This is a genomic window from Saccharothrix mutabilis subsp. mutabilis, assembly GCF_039521145.1.
Taxonomy (GTDB): Bacteria; Actinomycetota; Actinomycetes; order Mycobacteriales; family Pseudonocardiaceae; genus Actinosynnema; species Actinosynnema mutabilis.
Window position 1 is genome coordinate 93,845 of the sequence record NZ_BAAABU010000026.1, and the last position, 14,926, is coordinate 108,770.

Consider the following 14,926-nt stretch of genomic DNA (forward strand, 5'->3'; position numbering starts at 1 on the left):
GGCTTCCCGGCTTACGCTCGCCGCGTGGACCTGCCCGTGATGCCACCGGTGCGCCCGATGCTGGCCAAGGCCGTGCGCGAGGTGCCGCGCGAGCCCGGTCTGGTGTACGAACCCAAGTGGGACGGGTTCCGGTGCGTGGTGTTCCGCGACGGCGACGAGATCGAGCTCGGCTCGCGCAACGACCGGCCGCTGACCCGCTACTTCCCCGAGGTGGTCGAACTCCTGCGCGCCGGCCTGCCCGAGCGGTGCGTGGTGGACGGGGAGATCGTCATCGTCACCCCCGGCGGCCTGGACTTCGGGCTGCTCCAGCTCCGGCTGCACCCGGCGGCCTCCCGCGTGCGCAAGCTCGCCGCCGAGACGCCCGCCGACTTCGTGGCGTTCGACCTGCTCGCCCTGGGCGACCGCGACCTCACCACCACCCCTTTCAAGGAACGCCGCGCCCTGCTTGAGCAGGCCCTCCGACCGGCACAAGGCCTCCACCTCACCCCGGCGACCGACGACCCGGACATCGCCCAGGACTGGTTCACCCGCTTCGAGGGCGCTGGCTTCGACGGCGTGGTCGCCAAGCGCACCGACCTGCCCTACGAGCAGGACAAGCGCGTGATGTGGAAGGTCAAGCACGAACGCACCGCGGACTGCGTGGTCGCGGGCTTCCGCTGGCACAAGGACGGCGAGGGCGTCGGCTCGCTCATGCTCGGCCTCTACGACGGCGGCCGGCTGCACAACGTGGGCGTGGCCAGCAGCTTCACCGCCGCTCGCCGCCGCGAACTCGTGGCCGAGCTGGCCCCCTACCGCGAGAACGCGCTCGACGGCCACCCGTGGGGCGAGTGGGCCGACGCCGACGCCAAGACCCAGGGCGCGCCCAGCCGGTGGGCGCCGACCAAGGACATGGCCTGGCAACCGGTGCGCCCGGAACTGGTCGCCGAGGTCCGGTACGAGCACGTGGAGGGCCGCCGGTTCCGGCACACCGCGCGCCTGGTCCGCTTCCGGCCCGACCGGACCCCGGCGTCGTGCACCTACGAGCAGCTCGACGAAGCGCCGCCCGCCGAACTGGCGGAGGTGTTCGGGCTGTGACCGAGGTCGAGGGCGTCGAGATCACGAGCCCGGACAAGGTGTTCTTCCCCCAGCGGGGCGAGACCAAGCTCGACCTGGCCCGCTACTACGCGTCCGTCGCCGAGCCGCTCATGCGCACCATGCGCGGCCGTCCGCTGCTGATGGAGCGCTACCCCGAGGGCGCCGGCGGGAAGTCGTTCTTCCAGAAGCGGGTGCCGAAGTCCGCGCCGGACTGGCTCCGGACCACCACCGTGTCCACACCGAACGGGACCACCAGCGAAGCCCTGGTCGCGGCCGACATCCGGCACGTCCTGTGGGCGGTGAACCTGGGTTGCCCGGGCTTCCACGTGTGGCCGATCCGCGCCGAGCGCCCCGAGGTGACCGACGAGCTGCGCGTCGACCTCGACCCGTCCCCCGGCGTCGCCTTCCCGCAGCTGCGCGAGGCCGCGCGGCTGACCCGGTCGTTGCTGACCGAACTGGGCATCGAGGCGTTCGTCAAGACGACCGGGTCGCGCGGGCTGCACCTCTACGTCCCGCTGCGCCCCGAGTGGGACGGGTACCAGGTGCGCGCGGCGGCCGTGGCGTTGGCGCGCGAGCTGGAGCGCCGGCACCCCGAGCGGATCACCGCTCAGTGGTGGAAGGAGGAACGCGGGTCCCGCGTGTTCGTCGACTTCAACCAGAACGCTCCCCACAAGACGGTCTTCGGCGCGTGGTGCGTCCGGCCGCGGGTCGGGGCGCAGGTCTCGACGCCGGTCTCCTGGGAAGAACTGGGTTCCGTCGACCCGGACCGGCTCACCATCGCCACCGTCCCGGGCCGGCCGGACCCGTGGGAGGCCATGCCGGAGCGTCCGCAGTCGATCGAGCCGTTGCTGGAGATGTCCCGCCGGGACATGGAGAACGGCCTCATGGACGCGCCCTGGCCGCCGGTGTACCCGAAGATGCCCAACGAGCCGCCCCGGGTCGCGCCCAGCCGCGCGAAGAAGTAGTGCCGGTTCTTCCAATCGCTCCCGGGCGGTGGGCGGCGATCGTGGTGGCATGTTCCTGATCACCGGCGTCACCGGCACCACCGGCAGCCTCGTCCGACAGCTCCTGCTCGACCGCGGTCTGCCCGTGCGCGGCATGACCCGCAACCCGTCCCGGCCCGACGACGTCCACGGCGACTTCACCGACCCCGAGTCCCTCCGGAACGCCCTTCGGGACGTGACGGCGGCCTACCTCGTGACCGCGTCCCCCACCCCTGACCACGACCTCGCGTTCCTGGCGGCGGCGCGGGCGGCCGGGGTGCGGCGGGTCGTGCGGCTGTCGGCGATCGGCACCGGGGAGGTGTTCGACGGGTCCGTGCTGGCGCCCCACCACCTCGCCGCCGACCAGGCGCTGGCGGCGGGCGGTCCGGCGTGGACGGTCCTGCGGCCGGCCATGTTCGCCACCAACGTGCTGCACACGCCGGTGGTCAACCTGACCGGCGACGCCAAGCACGGCGTCATCGACCCCGCCGACATCGCGGCCGTCGCGGTCGAGGCGCTGCTGGGCGGCCACGACGGGCGGACCTACGAGCTGACCGGGCCGGAGGCGTTGAGCGTGCCCGAGCAGGCGGCGATCCTGGGTCGGCGCGAGGTGGTGGACGTGGACCCGGCCGACATCGACCCGGCGTGGCGCAGCGGGGTGCTGTGGGCGCGGGCCGGGCACGGCGCGCGGCTCACCGACGACGTGGCGCGGGTGCTGGGCCGGCCGGCGACCCGGTTCGAGCAGTGGGCACTAGGACACACCCTGGCCTAGTTCGTGCGGCATGCTGGGCGGCATGACCTCCGGCCGCCTGCTCGCCCTGCTGTCCCTGTTGCAGACCCCGCGCGAGTGGCCGGGCAGCGAGTTGGCGCAGCGGCTGGAGGTCAGCCCCCGCACGATCCGCCGGGACGTGGAGCGGCTGCGCGACCTCGGCTACCCGGTTCGGGCGACCATGGGCGCGGAGGGCGGGTACCGGCTGGCGGCGGGCACCGCGATGCCGCCGCTGCTGCTGGACGACGAGGAGGCCGTGGCCATCGCGGTCGGGCTGCGCACGGCGACGCGCCAGCCCGTGACCGGGATCGGCGAGGCGTCGGTGCGGGCGTTGGCGAAGCTGGAGCAGGTGCTGCCGTCCCGGCTGCGGCGGCGGGTGGCGGCGCTGGGCGCGGCGACCGTGCCGGTGGACCTGGCGGGGGACGGGCCCGGCGTCGATCCGGAGCACCTGGCGTCGATCGCCGGCGCCATCGCCAACCGCGAGCGGCTGCGGTTCCACTACCGGGCGGCGGACGGGTCGCAGTCGCGGCGGCACGTCGAGCCCACGGCGCTCGTGCCGTCGGGGCGGCGGTGGTACCTGCTGGCGTTCGACGTCGAGCGGGACGACTGGCGGGTGTTCCGCGTGGACCGGGTGGAGCGGGTGCTGGCGACCGGGGCGCGGGCGGCGGTCCGCGAGCTGCCGGCGGTCGACGCCGCCACCTACATGCGGGAGAGGATGCTGAGCGGGCCGCCGGTCTACCAGGCGGAGGTGACCGTGGACCTGCCCCTGCGGGCGGTGCGCGAGCGGCTCGGCGACACGCCCGAGGAGTTGCGGGAGGTGGGCGAGGGGCGGACGTGGCTCCGCACGCACGCCGACACGTTGGAGTACGTCGCGTTCCGGATCGTGTTGCTGGGGTGCGACTTCGAGGTCCACACGCCGGTGGAGCTGGTGGCGTACCTGCGGGACCTGCGTTCGCGGATCGACCGCGCGGTCGGCTAGGCGGCGGTCGGGAGCGCGGCGTCCAGCGCTGAGCGGCCCGCCGGCGTCAGCCGCGCCGGGCCGCCCGACCGGGGTGCGATCAGGCCGGCGAGGACCAGGCGGGGTCCGAGGAACTGGTCGCAGCAGGCCAGCCCGTCGACCAGGAGGGTGCCGGCGGTGTAGCGGCAGCGGCCGGCCGCGACGGCGCGGAGGACGGCGCGGTCGCGGTGGGTGATGGTGGCGTTCATGGCGGTGACTCCTTCCGGGTCGGCCGGGTGGTCCCTCTACCCGTTCGACGAAGCAGCCTGCCGGGTTTCGACATGCCTGGGGGAATTCTCGGGTGTACCGATTCCGACTCCGTGAACTCCTGCTCGCAGGCTGGTCGAACCGCTTGTGAAAAGCGCTACGCGATCGCCGCCGCCGCTTGCCGGAACGCCTCGACCAGCTGCGGCCACCGCGTGGCCCGGTCCCGGTTGATGGACTGCGGCGACGGGTGCGGCGCGTTGAACACCTTGAGCCCGTACCCCTTGCCGGACAGGTTCCAGCCGGTGCCCGCCGGGGTGCCGAGCACGACCACGGCCTTCAGGCTCTTGAGCATGCGCAGCAGCTCGACCAGGTACGGGATCGCGGCGCGGAGGTCGGCCGGCGTGGGCGCGTGGCCGCTGAGGTACCAGGGGACGACGTTCCAGTTCAGGCATACCTGGCGCGACAGCCCCGCCTCGGCCATCGCGGTGAACCCGTTGACGGCGGTCTGGTCGTCGTTGTCCAACGAGATGAGCCCGGACCCGGACCCGGCCACCGACTTCGGCCCGGGCGATTCGAGCAGCAACAACACCTTGGCGTTGATCCCACCACTGGCCGGGTCGAACAGCGGCACCTCCGCCTTGCGCTCCTCGGCGATCTTCTTGGCGAACTCGGTCAACGGCTTCATGTGCGGCGCGTTGAGCAGCGCCATCTTGCGCACGACGATCCGGGGGTCGCGGTGACCTTTGGGCGAGGCGGGAAACACGTTGGTCGGCACCCGCCGACTGTCCACCGGACCAGAGGGCGACGACCATCCGCCGACCGGGCGGAACCCCCACCACGCACCGCGACTTCCGCACCCATGCGGAAACCCGCCACCCACAGCCCTCCGCCACGCAGGCCCCAGCCCAAGCCAACTTGTCGCGCAAAGCGCGGCCCCGCCGCGCAGCGGCGGTTTCGGTTGGGCTCCCAGCCACAAGGGGCCTCCGTGTTCCCCACCGTATGACCTGCCCGAAGGGCTACCACAGATTTCCCCGGGTGACGCCGAAAGTTTTGCGAGGAACGAGCAAAAGTTTTAGCGGCACCCGGGGAAATCTGTGGTCGGCTCCGCCAGGTCATGCGGTGGGGAACACGCAGGCCCTTCCCCCCACTGGAGGCCTCCCCAGCCGCTTTTGAGCTTTTGATCTTGAGAGCGCGCCAGCGCGTGGCTTGAGAGCGCGGAGCGCGCCTGTTCGAAGAGCTTGAAAAGATGAAAAGAGCCTCGCCGGCGGGCGAGCCACCGAAGATTGACACAACTACCAAAGCGGGGGCTTCTTGCTTGTGCCATCTCCGCATGACCCGGCAAAGCCAACCACATTTTCCCGGGGTTGGTCGAAAAACTTTTGCTCGTTCCTCACAAAACTTTTTGGCCCAACCCCGGGAAAATGTGGTAGCCCTTCGGGCGGGCCATACGGAGATGACACAAGCAAGAAGCCCGGCTTGGGTTGTGTCCCCTCCGGTGGACTGCCCGCTTGCGGCTTCGCCGCAGGCTAACTGAACGGGGTGCGTGGGCGTTCTTCGCGGACGCCGTCGACGTAGATGTCCACCTTCTCGTTGTAGAAGGCGACCAGCCCGGCGACCCGCCGGCTCTCCTCCAGAGGCGTCCGGTAGCCCCAGACGACGTTCTCGTGCACCTCGTCCCCCACCACCACCGACCAGTACTCCGCCGTCCCCTTGTACGGGCAACTGGTACGAAGGTCCGTGGCACGGAGCAGGTCCAACCGCACGTCGGTCATCGGCAGGTAGTACCGCGCCGGCAACCCCGTCTCGAAGAGGATCACCGGACGACGAGACTCGGCAACCGTCACGCCGCCCACCTCCACCCTGATGTGCCGAGAGCTGGGCAGAGCATCAACGCGCGTGTACGGGTCGCGCGGATGAACGTAAACAGGTTCGTCTTCCTCGAACCATTCGTCCATCGCGTCCCACTCAAGGCGCACCAGCGGCCGCAACTCCTCGAAAGGAGAATCCGGGTACCGCAAAGCGGCCCCCTCGGCAACGGCGTTGCCCGCCTTCACGTCGTACACCGCGCCGTCGCCCCGGCTCGGCGAGCGCTTCACCTCACCGGTCTCGACCAGGGCAGCTCGAACATCCTCGACCGGCAGGTAATAAGTCGGGTAGTACGGCTTTTCCCACACCAAGTGCGGCCGGACGGTGTCCACCACCAGTTCCCCCGCCAGGTACGCCCTGACCCGCTTGTGCCCCTGCTCGACCCGCACCCGCCCTCGCTCGCTCATGTCCTCGAAGCTACGCCCGAACGGGACGCCCCCGCCGCCCACCGACGGGGGCGTCCCGCGACGTCACCTCCCGCGCACCCGGCGGATCGTGTCCCGGTACCAAAGAGCGCTGCTCTTGGGCGTCCGCACCTGCGTGTCGTAGTCGACGTGGACCAAGCCGAACCGCTTCGCGTACCCGTAGGACCACTCGAAGTTGTCCATCAGCGACCACGCGAAGTAGCCCCGGACGTCCGCGCCGCGCGAGCGGGCCGCGGCCACCGCCGCGATGTGCGACGCGAGGTACTCGATCCGGTCGTCGTCCTGGACGACCCCTCCGGTCAGGGTGTCGTCGAAGGCCGCCCCGTTCTCCGTGATCACCATCGGGACGCCGGGGTACTCGTCGCTGATCTGCACCAACAGCTTCGTGAACCCCTCGGGCACGATCTCCCAGTCCATCGCCGTCACCGGCCGGCCGAAGCGGACGGTGCGGTCCACCGGGTGGCCGTCGGCGTCGGTGGTCCGGCCCTGCTCGTCCACGCCCGAGAACAGGTGGCTGGAGTAGTAGTTCACGCCCAGCACGTCGATCGGCTGCCTGATGATCTCCAGGTCGCCGTCGTTCACCGGAAGCTTCACGCTGCGCGCCGCCAGGTCCTCCACCACGTCCACCGGGTAGTGGCCGCGCAGCAGCGGGTCGAGGTAGATGCGGCGGGACAGGCCGTCGGCGCGGCGGGCGGCCTCGCGGTCGGCTTCCGAGTCGGTGGCGGGGGACGCGTGGGCCATGTTCAGGGTGATGCCGAACTCCGTGGGGGCCGGGGCCGCCGCGCGCATCCGCTGCGTGGCCAGGCCGTGGCCCAGCAGCAGGTGGTGCACGGCGTGGATGGCCGCCTCGAAGTCCTGGCGGCCCGGGGCCTGCCTGCCCTCGTAGTAGCCGAGCATCGCCGAGCACCAGGGCTCGTTCAACGTGGTCCACGTGCGGACGCGGTCGGACAGGGCGTCGAACACCAGCATCGAGTAGTCGGCGAACCGGTACGCGGTGTCGCGCTCGGGCCAGCCGCCCGCGTCCTCCAGCTCCTGCGGCAGGTCCCAGTGGTAGAGCGTCACCCACGGGTCCACGCCCCTGCCCAGCAGCTCGTCCACCAGGCGGTCGTAGAACGCGAGGCCCGCCGGGTTCGCCGGGCCCTTCCCGCCCGGCTGCACCCGCGGCCACGCCACGGAGAACCGGTAGGTGTCCACGCCGAGCGAGCCGATGAGGGCGACGTCCTCGGGCATCCGGTGGTAGTGGTCGCACGCGACGTCCCCGTTGTCGCCCTCGTGCACCATGCCGGGCGTCCGGCAGTAGGTGTCCCAGATGGACGGTCCGCGACCGTCCTCGTGCACCGCGCCCTCGATCTGGTACGCGGAAGTCGCCACACCCCAGCGGAAGGTGGCGGGCAAGGTGTCGATCGCGGGGTTGCTCCCGACGGTCGGCGCCGTGGTGTCCATGGATCTCCTCTGGAGTCAGAACCCGTTGTCGTGAACGGGATGCAGCAAGCAGGCCACGGTGCGGTCCCGGCGGTCACCGGGCACGCCGAGCACCGGGACCTCCACACCGCAGCGCTCCGTCGCGCGCGGGCAGCGTGGGTGGAACGCGCAGCCGGACGGCATGGCGCGCAGGTCGGGCGGTGAGCCGGGGATGCCGGTCAGCTCGCGCTTCGGCCCGCGCAGCGCGGGGAACGAGTTGAGCAAGCCGTGGCTGTAGGGGTGCAACGGGTCGCGGTACAGCTGGGTGGACGCCGCCTCCTCGACGATCCGCCCGCCGTACATGATCGCGATCCGGTCGGAGAACTCGACCAGCAGCGACAGGTCGTGGGTGATGAACACGACGGAGAACCCGAGCCGTTCGCGCAGCTCCACGAGCTGGCGCAGGATCTGGCGCTGCACCACCACGTCCAACGCGGTGGTCGGCTCGTCCATGATGACGACCTTGGGCTCCAGCGCGAGCGCCATGCCGATCATCACGCGCTGCCGCATGCCGCCGGAGAGCTGGTGCGGGTAGCTGTCGAGCCGGTCGGCGGAGATGCCCACCAGGCCGAGCAGCTCCCGCGCCCGGTCCAGCCGGGACGCGCGGGTGCTGCGCGGGTCGTGCGCCTTGATCACGTCGGTGAGCTGGGTGGCGATCCGGTGCACCGGGTTGAGCGAGTTCATCGCGCCCTGGAACACGATCGCGGTCTCCGCCCAGCGGAACCGGCGCAGCTCGGCGTGGCTCATCCGCAGCACGTCGACCGGGTCGCCGCCGTCGCGGTGGTAGAACACCTCGCCCGAGCGCACCACCCCGGGCGGCGGGAGCAGCCGGGTCAGGCCGTAGGCCAGGGTGGACTTGCCGCTGCCGCTCTCCCCCGCCAGCCCCAGCACCTCGCCGCGGTGCAGGGTGAGGTTCACGTCCCGCAGGGCGCGCACGGCGTCGTCGCCCAGCCCGTAGTCCACGTTGAGGTCGCGGACCTCCAAGACGGCGTCGCTCACTTGGCCTCCTCGCCCAGCACCGGGGTGAACCCGACGCGCATCCGGACCGTGCGCCCGGCCGCGGTCTTCACGCGGGTCTTCCCGCCGCCGCGCAGGCGGGGGCTGACGAACTCGTCGATGCCGAAGTTCACCAGCGACAACGCCGTGCCCAGCAACGCGATCGCGAGGCCGGCGGGCACGAACCACCACCACGCGCCCTGCGCGAGGGCCTGCTGGCTCTGCGCCCAGAACAGCACGGTGCCCCAGTTCCAGCCGCCCGCGTCGGACACGCCGATGAACGCGAGCGTGATCTCCGAGATCACCGCGAAGATCACCGTGCCGACGAACCCGGACGCGATGACCGCGGTCAGGTTGGGCATGATCTCGAACAGGATGATCCGCCACGTGGACTCGCCCGTCGCCCGCGCCGCCTCGACGTAGTCCCTGCGCCGCAACGACAACGTCTGCGCCCGCAGCACCCGAGCGCCCCAGGCCCACGACGTGAAGCCGATGACCAGGGCGATGGTGATGTTGCCGGTGTCGGGCAGCGTGGACGTGATGATGATGATCAACGGCAGCGCCGGGATCACCAGGAACACGTTGGACAACGCGGAAAGCCCTTCCGCTCCCGCGCCGCTCAAATACCCCGAGGTCACGCCGACGAGCACCGCCAGCACGGTGGCCACGACCCCGGCGACCAGCCCGACGAGCATGACGCTGCGCGTGCCGACCAGGACCTGGCTGAAGATGTCCTGCCCGAGGTGCGTGGTGCCGAACCAGTGCTTGCCCGACGGCGGTCGCAGCAGGTCGGAGCTGCGCTCGGACGGGTCGAACGGCGCGATCCACGGCCCGATGACGGCCATCAGCACGAAGAACCCCATGAGCACCAGGCCCGTGGTGGCCTTGGGGTTGGCGACGAACCGCAGCTTGCGCCGCTTCACCGGCGCGCTCACCACCGTGGTGGGTACGACGGCCATCAGCCCTCCCTCCGGGTCCGCGGGTCCAGCACGAGGTAGGCGACGTCGGCCAGGAAGTTGGCCAGCAGCACCGACAGCGTGATGATCAGGAAGATGCCCTGCATCAACGGGTAGTCCTTCGCCCCGACCGCCTGGAACAGCTGCAACCCCAGCCCCGGGTAGGAGAACACGATCTCCACCAGCAGCGTGCCGCCGACGATGAAGCCCAGCGAGAGCGCGAACCCGGACACGTTGGGCAGCAACGCGTTGCGCGCCGCGTACCCCACCATGACCCGCCGCTCGCTCAACCCCTTGGCGTGCGCGACGGTCACGTAGTCCTCGGAGGCGACCGTGACCATCATGTTGCGCATACTGAGGATCCAGCCGCTCATGGACGAGATGAGGATGGTGGCGGCGGGCAGCACGCCGTAGCGCAGGGTGCTGCCGATGAACTCCCAGTCCCAGCCCGGCACCAGGCCGGTGTCGTAGGCGCCCGACGCGGGGAAGAAGCTGCCCGGCCCGGTGAGCAGGGTGATCGCGATCAGGCCCAGCCAGAAGTACGGGATGGACGAGACGAACGTGGTCACCGGGATGAGCAGGTCCGCCCACGACCCGCGCCGCCAGCCGACGACCGTGCCCGCGGCGGTGCCGAGCACGAAGCCGACGACGGTGGTGATGCCGACCAGTCCCACGGTCCACGGCAGGCCGTCGCCGATCACGTCGGCCACCGGGGAGGGGAAGAACGTGAACGACAGGCCGAGGTCGCCGCGGAAGAGCTGGCCCCAGTACCGGAAGTACTGCTCGACGACGCTCTCGTCCTTGTCCAGCCCGAACAGCACGTAGAGGGACTGGACGGCCTCGGTGGTCATCTGGCCGCGCGACTTGGTGATCAGCGCCTGCACCGGGTCGCCGGGGATCAGGCGCGGCACGAAGAAGTTGATCGTGATCGCGGCCCACGCGGTGAACAGGTAGAACGCGATCCGCTTGAGGAGGTAGCTCACCGCTCCTCCCCGTAGAGCCAGCAGGCCGCGAAGTGGCCCTCGCCCACGTCGAAGCGCGGCGGGACCTGTTCCGAGCACACCTTCATCGCGTGCGGGCAACGCGGGTGGAACCGGCAGCCCGGCGGCGGGTCGATCAGCGACGGCGGCTCGCCGGTGCCGCCGTCCTTCTCCTCCGCCGCCGGCCGGTCGGGGTCGGGCGCGGAGTCGATGAGCAGCTGCGTGTACGGGTGGGCGGGCCGCTGGGTGACCGACTCGCTGTCCCCGCCCTCGACCACCCGGCCCGCGTACATCACGTAGGTCTCGTCGGCGAAGTAGCGCGCCGACGCGATGTCGTGGGTGATGTAGAGGATCGCCAGCCGCAGCCGGTCCTTGAGGTCGCTCAGCAGGTTGAGCACGCCCAGCCGGATCGACACGTCGAGCATGGACACCGGTTCGTCGGCCAGCAGCGCCTCCGGGTCCGCGCCCAGGGCGCGCGCGATGGCCACGCGTTGCCGCTGCCCGCCGGACAGCTCGTGCGGGAACTTGTCGACGTACCGCTCGGGCGGGGTGAGCTGCACCCGCGTGAGCAGGTCGTGCAGCGCCTCTTCCAGCTCCTGCGGCGTCTTCCCGGGGCGGCCGTGGATCTTCAGCGCGCGGGTGAGGTGGTAGCGCACGGTGTGCACGGGGTTCAGCGACGCGAACGGGTCCTGGAAGATCATCTGCACGCGCTTGCTGTACGCGCGGAACTTCCGGCCGCCCTTGGCGTCCACCTCCCGTCCGTACAGCTTGACGCTGCCGGAGGTCTGGAGGTGCAGTTGGGCGAGCAGCCGCGCGACGCTGGACTTGCCCGAGCCGGACTCGCCGACCAGCGCGGTCACCCGGCCGCGGTGCAGCCGCAGCGACACGTCCTCCACCGCGCGCACGCTGCGCACGGTCCGCGACAGCAGCTCGCGTCCCCGTTTGCGGACGGGGAAGTGCTTGGTCAGGCCTTCGGCCTCCAGGACCACGTCGGTGGTCCCGGAGGCCGTCGGCGGTGTGCCCGTCGTCATGCGGCCGGCTTCAGGTGCATCACGACGTCGAGCGCGTTCTCCAGCGTGGGCTGGACCGGGCCGTAGGGGTTGGCCTCGTCCGGCCAGCCGACCCAGTTCTTCGTGCTGTACTGGCCGCCGCCGTTGGCCGCGGACGTGATCACCACCGGCATGTCCTTGACGTGCAGCCGCTGGAGCACGTACAGCGCCTCGGTGCGCGTCTTCTCGTCCGGCGCGGTGGCGTAGTCCTGCAACGCCTTGGTGGCCTCGGCGCTCTCGTAACGGCCGTAGTTGCCGTTGATGCCGCCGGTGCCGATCGGCTTGTAGAGCGCCCCGTCCATGATGGACTGGTAGATGTCGTACAGCGTCGGGCCGTTGTTGGTCCAGTGCATCGCGGCCTGGAAGTCGCCGACGTCCAGCGCCTTGGTCCACGAGTCGGCGTTCTGCAGGTCCACGGTGGCCTCGATGCCGATCTTGGCCACGTTGTCCTTGATGATCTCCAGGTCGGTCACGTAGTCCGACCAGCCCGACGGCACGGTCATCTTCAGCGTGACCTGCTCGCCCTCGGGCGTCTTGAGCTTGTCACCCTCGAACTTGAACCCGTTCTCGGTCAACAGCTTCTTGGCCGCGTCCACGTCCACGGTGACGGTCTTGCCCTTGAACTCGGGCGCGATGAAGGACTCGCCGGCGGGCGTCGGGATGCCGGTGATGTTGTCCACCTTCGGGTAGAAGTACCCGGCTTCACCTTGGAGGAAGATGTCGTCGCGGTTGACGACCTGGTTGACCGCGCGGCGCAGGACGGGGTTGTCCCACGGCTTGCTCTTGGTGTTGAACCACAGGCCGTGCACGCCCAGCACGGGCGGGAACCACAGTTTGTAGTGCTGCGGGTCCTTGCTGGTGTAGACGGCCTGGTAGTTCGGGATGAACACGAAGCTCCACTCGCTGGCGCCGGTGGCCAAGGCGGTGGTCTGCGCGTTGTTGTCGCTGTAGGAGGTGTAGCGGACCTCCTTGACCTGCGGCAGGTCCTGCCAGTACTGGTCGCGGACGGTCAGCGTGACGGTCTGCGGGGTGAACGACTTGAGCACGTACGGGCCGGAGCCGACCGGGTTCTTCAGCGTCTCGGTGGACGGGTTCGAGAACGTCGACCAGACGTGCTTGGGCACGACGAACTGCTCGAAGATCTTCTTCTGGTTCACGAACTGCGACTTGGCGAAGCCCAGGGTGACCTCGTTGCCGGCGAACGCCACGTCCCCGTACTGCACGCCCTCGATGTTCAGGCCGGGGTTCTTCTTGAGCAGCTCGAAGGTGAAGGCGACGTCCTCGGCGGTCAGGGGCTTGCCGTCGGACCACGTCGCGCCGTCGCGGATGGTCAGCTTGAGCTTGCTGTAGTTGTCCGACCACTCCCACTTGGTGGCGAGCCACGGCTTGAACGGCTCGGTCACCTTGACCTCGTTGACCATCGCCAGCGGCTCGAAGATGAGCCTGCGGTAGCCCAGCGAGCTGGCCGCCGACGAGTTGAGGAACGGGTTGTTGTTCTCGGTCTGGGGACCGTTGGGCATGCCCACGTTGAGCACGCCGTTGCCACCGCTCTTGGCGCCTTCGTTGCTCGCGGAGCAGGCGGCCGAGAACAGCAGTGCTGCCGCGACGGCGAGGGCGGACGTTCGCCTGAGTCGCATGGGTTCTCCTTGTCGGGACCGGGGGGCGGAGCGAGCGCAGGGTGGGGGCGGACCGCGCGTGCCATCGCGGCTCGGGGACCCGTCGGGGCGTCCCCTGTCGGAGCAGACTCAACCCGGTGAGCCAGGTCACGTCAATAACGAACAAGTAACGAACTTAGCCTAATTTTAAGTCGCAAACTAACTTGTGAACCATGCCGCCCAAGCGCACCACCGTCCGCGACCTGCGCCGACAGAACCGCTCCACCCTGCTGTCGACGCTGTTCTTCGACGGCCCGCTGAGCCGGCACGAGCTGGGGGCGAGGTCGGGCCTGTCCGCCGCGACGGTGTCCAACGTGACCGGCGAGCTGGTCGAGGACGGGTTGGTGGTGGAGGCGGGCTCGGTCGACTCCGACGGCGGACGGCCCAGGGTGCTGCTCCGGGTGAACCCGGCGTACGGGCACGTGGTCGGCGTGGACGTCGGGGAGACCGGGATCAAGGTCGAGCTGTTCGACTTGGGCATGACCCAGTTGGCGGCGGTGGAGCACAACCTGTCCCCCGCCGACCCGGTTTCCGTCGCCGAGTTGATCGCGTCCGGCTTGGCGGAGGTGGTCGCGGGTGTGCCGGCGTCCACGGTCCTGGGCGTGGGGATCGCCGTGCCCGGCACGGTGGAACAGGGACCTGCGGCGATCGTCCACGCGCAGACCCTGGGCTGGGACGGCGTTCCGCTGGAGGAGATGATCCGGTCGGCGGGCGTGGCCCTGCCGCTGTACGTGGAGAACGGCGCGAAGACCCAGGGCCAGGCCGAGATGTGGTTCGGCGCCGGGCGCGGGGCCAGGCACGTGGTGGTCGCCCTGGTGGGTTCGGGCGTGGGTGCCGCCGTGGTGACCGATGGCGCGGTCTACCGAGGAACCACGTCGTCGGCCGGCGAATGGGGCCACACGACGATCGTGTACGGCGGACGCCCGTGCCGCTGCGGCTCGTCGGGCTGCCTGGAGGCCTACGTCGGCGCCGAGGGAATCCTCGACCGTTACCAACGGGCACGCGGCAGCCGACACACGCCCGCTTCGGATGAACAGTCCGGTGTGGACAGTCTCATCCAAGCTGCCGCGACATCGAAAACAGCCGCCCGGGTGCTGGAAGAGACGGCCGGTTACCTGGGCGCAGGCATCGCGAACCTGGTGAACCTGTTCAACCCGGAACGCATAGTGCTGGGCGGCTGGGCGGGTTTGGCCCTGGGAGAGCACTACTTCGACCGCATCGTCACCGCCACCCGGTCACACTCACTCCGCCACCCGTACGAGCAGACCTCCATAGCGCTCGGACAACTGGGACCGGACGCGGTGGCGGTCGGCGCGGCAACCCTCCCGGTAGCAGCCCTACTGGACCGCGGCACCGACCCCCGAAAGCCCCTCTCACACCCCCACATCGCCTGACCACCCACCGATCTCAACGGCGAAGCCGCAAGCGGGCAGTCCACCGGAGGGGACACAACCCAAGCCGGGCTTCTTGCTTGTGTCATCTCCGTATGGCCCGCCCGAAGGGCTACC

Annotated in this window: 14 protein-coding genes; 5 read left to right on the forward strand and 9 right to left on the reverse strand. The window is 70.3% G+C overall.

Features of this window, described 5'->3' with window-relative positions; translation table 11 throughout:
- The first annotated feature begins 24 nt into the window (after window positions 1–24).
- From ABD126_RS34095 to ABD126_RS34110, 4 genes are read left to right on the forward strand one after another with little or no spacing between them, the layout of a single operon-like run.
- Window positions 25–1,074 (forward strand): ATP-dependent DNA ligase, encoded by a 1,050-nt coding sequence (locus tag ABD126_RS34095; RefSeq protein ID WP_343938868.1) that lies wholly within the window; start codon window positions 25–27, stop codon window positions 1,072–1,074.
- Window positions 1,071–2,039, forward strand: a complete 969-nt coding sequence (ligD, locus tag ABD126_RS34100; RefSeq protein ID WP_343938870.1) for a non-homologous end-joining DNA ligase — start codon at window positions 1,071–1,073, stop codon at window positions 2,037–2,039. The genes ABD126_RS34095 and ligD overlap by 4 nt, the downstream gene beginning before the upstream one ends.
- 49 nt (window positions 2,040–2,088) lie before the next feature.
- Complete coding sequence (locus tag ABD126_RS34105; protein ID WP_343938872.1) at window positions 2,089–2,829, forward strand: NAD(P)H-binding protein; 741 nt, start codon at window positions 2,089–2,091, stop codon at window positions 2,827–2,829.
- 22 nt (window positions 2,830–2,851) lie between these two features.
- Window positions 2,852–3,805 (forward strand): helix-turn-helix transcriptional regulator, encoded by a 954-nt coding sequence (locus ABD126_RS34110; RefSeq protein ID WP_343938874.1) that lies wholly within the window; start codon window positions 2,852–2,854, stop codon window positions 3,803–3,805.
- Here the strand turns inward: ABD126_RS34110 and ABD126_RS34115 are convergent.
- The 9 genes from ABD126_RS34115 to ABD126_RS34155 form a co-directional block, all read right to left on the reverse strand.
- Window positions 3,802–4,032 carry a hypothetical protein gene (locus ABD126_RS34115; RefSeq protein WP_343938876.1) on the reverse strand — a complete coding sequence of 77 codons (231 nt, stop codon included), beginning with the start codon at window positions 4,030–4,032 and terminating at the stop codon, window positions 3,802–3,804. The genes ABD126_RS34110 and ABD126_RS34115 overlap by 4 nt on opposite strands.
- A gap of 155 nt (window positions 4,033–4,187) precedes the next feature.
- Entirely contained in the window at window positions 4,188–4,805 is a 618-nt protein-coding gene (locus ABD126_RS34120) for a uracil-DNA glycosylase (RefSeq protein WP_343938878.1), read from the reverse strand.
- A gap of 751 nt (window positions 4,806–5,556) precedes the next feature.
- Window positions 5,557–6,303: a DUF427 domain-containing protein gene (locus tag ABD126_RS34125; RefSeq protein WP_343938880.1), complete on the reverse strand. Its 747-nt coding sequence runs from the start codon at window positions 6,301–6,303 to the stop codon at window positions 5,557–5,559.
- Between the two features lie 63 nt (window positions 6,304–6,366).
- Window positions 6,367–7,764, reverse strand: a complete 1,398-nt coding sequence (locus tag ABD126_RS34130) for a GH1 family beta-glucosidase (protein ID WP_343938882.1) — start codon at window positions 7,762–7,764, stop codon at window positions 6,367–6,369.
- A 15-nt stretch (window positions 7,765–7,779) separates the two neighbouring features.
- Window positions 7,780–8,781 (reverse strand): ABC transporter ATP-binding protein, encoded by a 1,002-nt coding sequence (locus tag ABD126_RS34135; RefSeq protein WP_343938884.1) that lies wholly within the window; start codon window positions 8,779–8,781, stop codon window positions 7,780–7,782.
- Entirely contained in the window at window positions 8,778–9,737 is a 960-nt protein-coding gene (locus ABD126_RS34140; RefSeq protein WP_343938887.1) for an ABC transporter permease, read from the reverse strand. The genes ABD126_RS34135 and ABD126_RS34140 overlap by 4 nt, the downstream gene beginning before the upstream one ends.
- Entirely contained in the window at window positions 9,737–10,717 is a 981-nt protein-coding gene (locus ABD126_RS34145; protein ID WP_343938889.1) for an ABC transporter permease, read from the reverse strand. The genes ABD126_RS34140 and ABD126_RS34145 overlap by 1 nt, the downstream gene beginning before the upstream one ends.
- Window positions 10,714–11,745 (reverse strand): ABC transporter ATP-binding protein, encoded by a 1,032-nt coding sequence (locus ABD126_RS34150; RefSeq protein ID WP_343938891.1) that lies wholly within the window; start codon window positions 11,743–11,745, stop codon window positions 10,714–10,716. The genes ABD126_RS34145 and ABD126_RS34150 overlap by 4 nt, the downstream gene beginning before the upstream one ends.
- Complete coding sequence (locus tag ABD126_RS34155; protein WP_343938893.1) at window positions 11,742–13,400, reverse strand: ABC transporter substrate-binding protein; 1,659 nt, start codon at window positions 13,398–13,400, stop codon at window positions 11,742–11,744. Before ABD126_RS34155 ends, ABD126_RS34150 begins: the two co-directional genes overlap by 4 nt.
- Before the next feature lie 191 nt (window positions 13,401–13,591).
- On the opposite strand from ABD126_RS34155, the gene ABD126_RS34160 reads away from it, so the two are divergent.
- Complete coding sequence (locus ABD126_RS34160; protein WP_343938895.1) at window positions 13,592–14,812, forward strand: ROK family transcriptional regulator; 1,221 nt, start codon at window positions 13,592–13,594, stop codon at window positions 14,810–14,812.
- Window positions 14,813–14,926 lie beyond the last annotated feature (114 nt).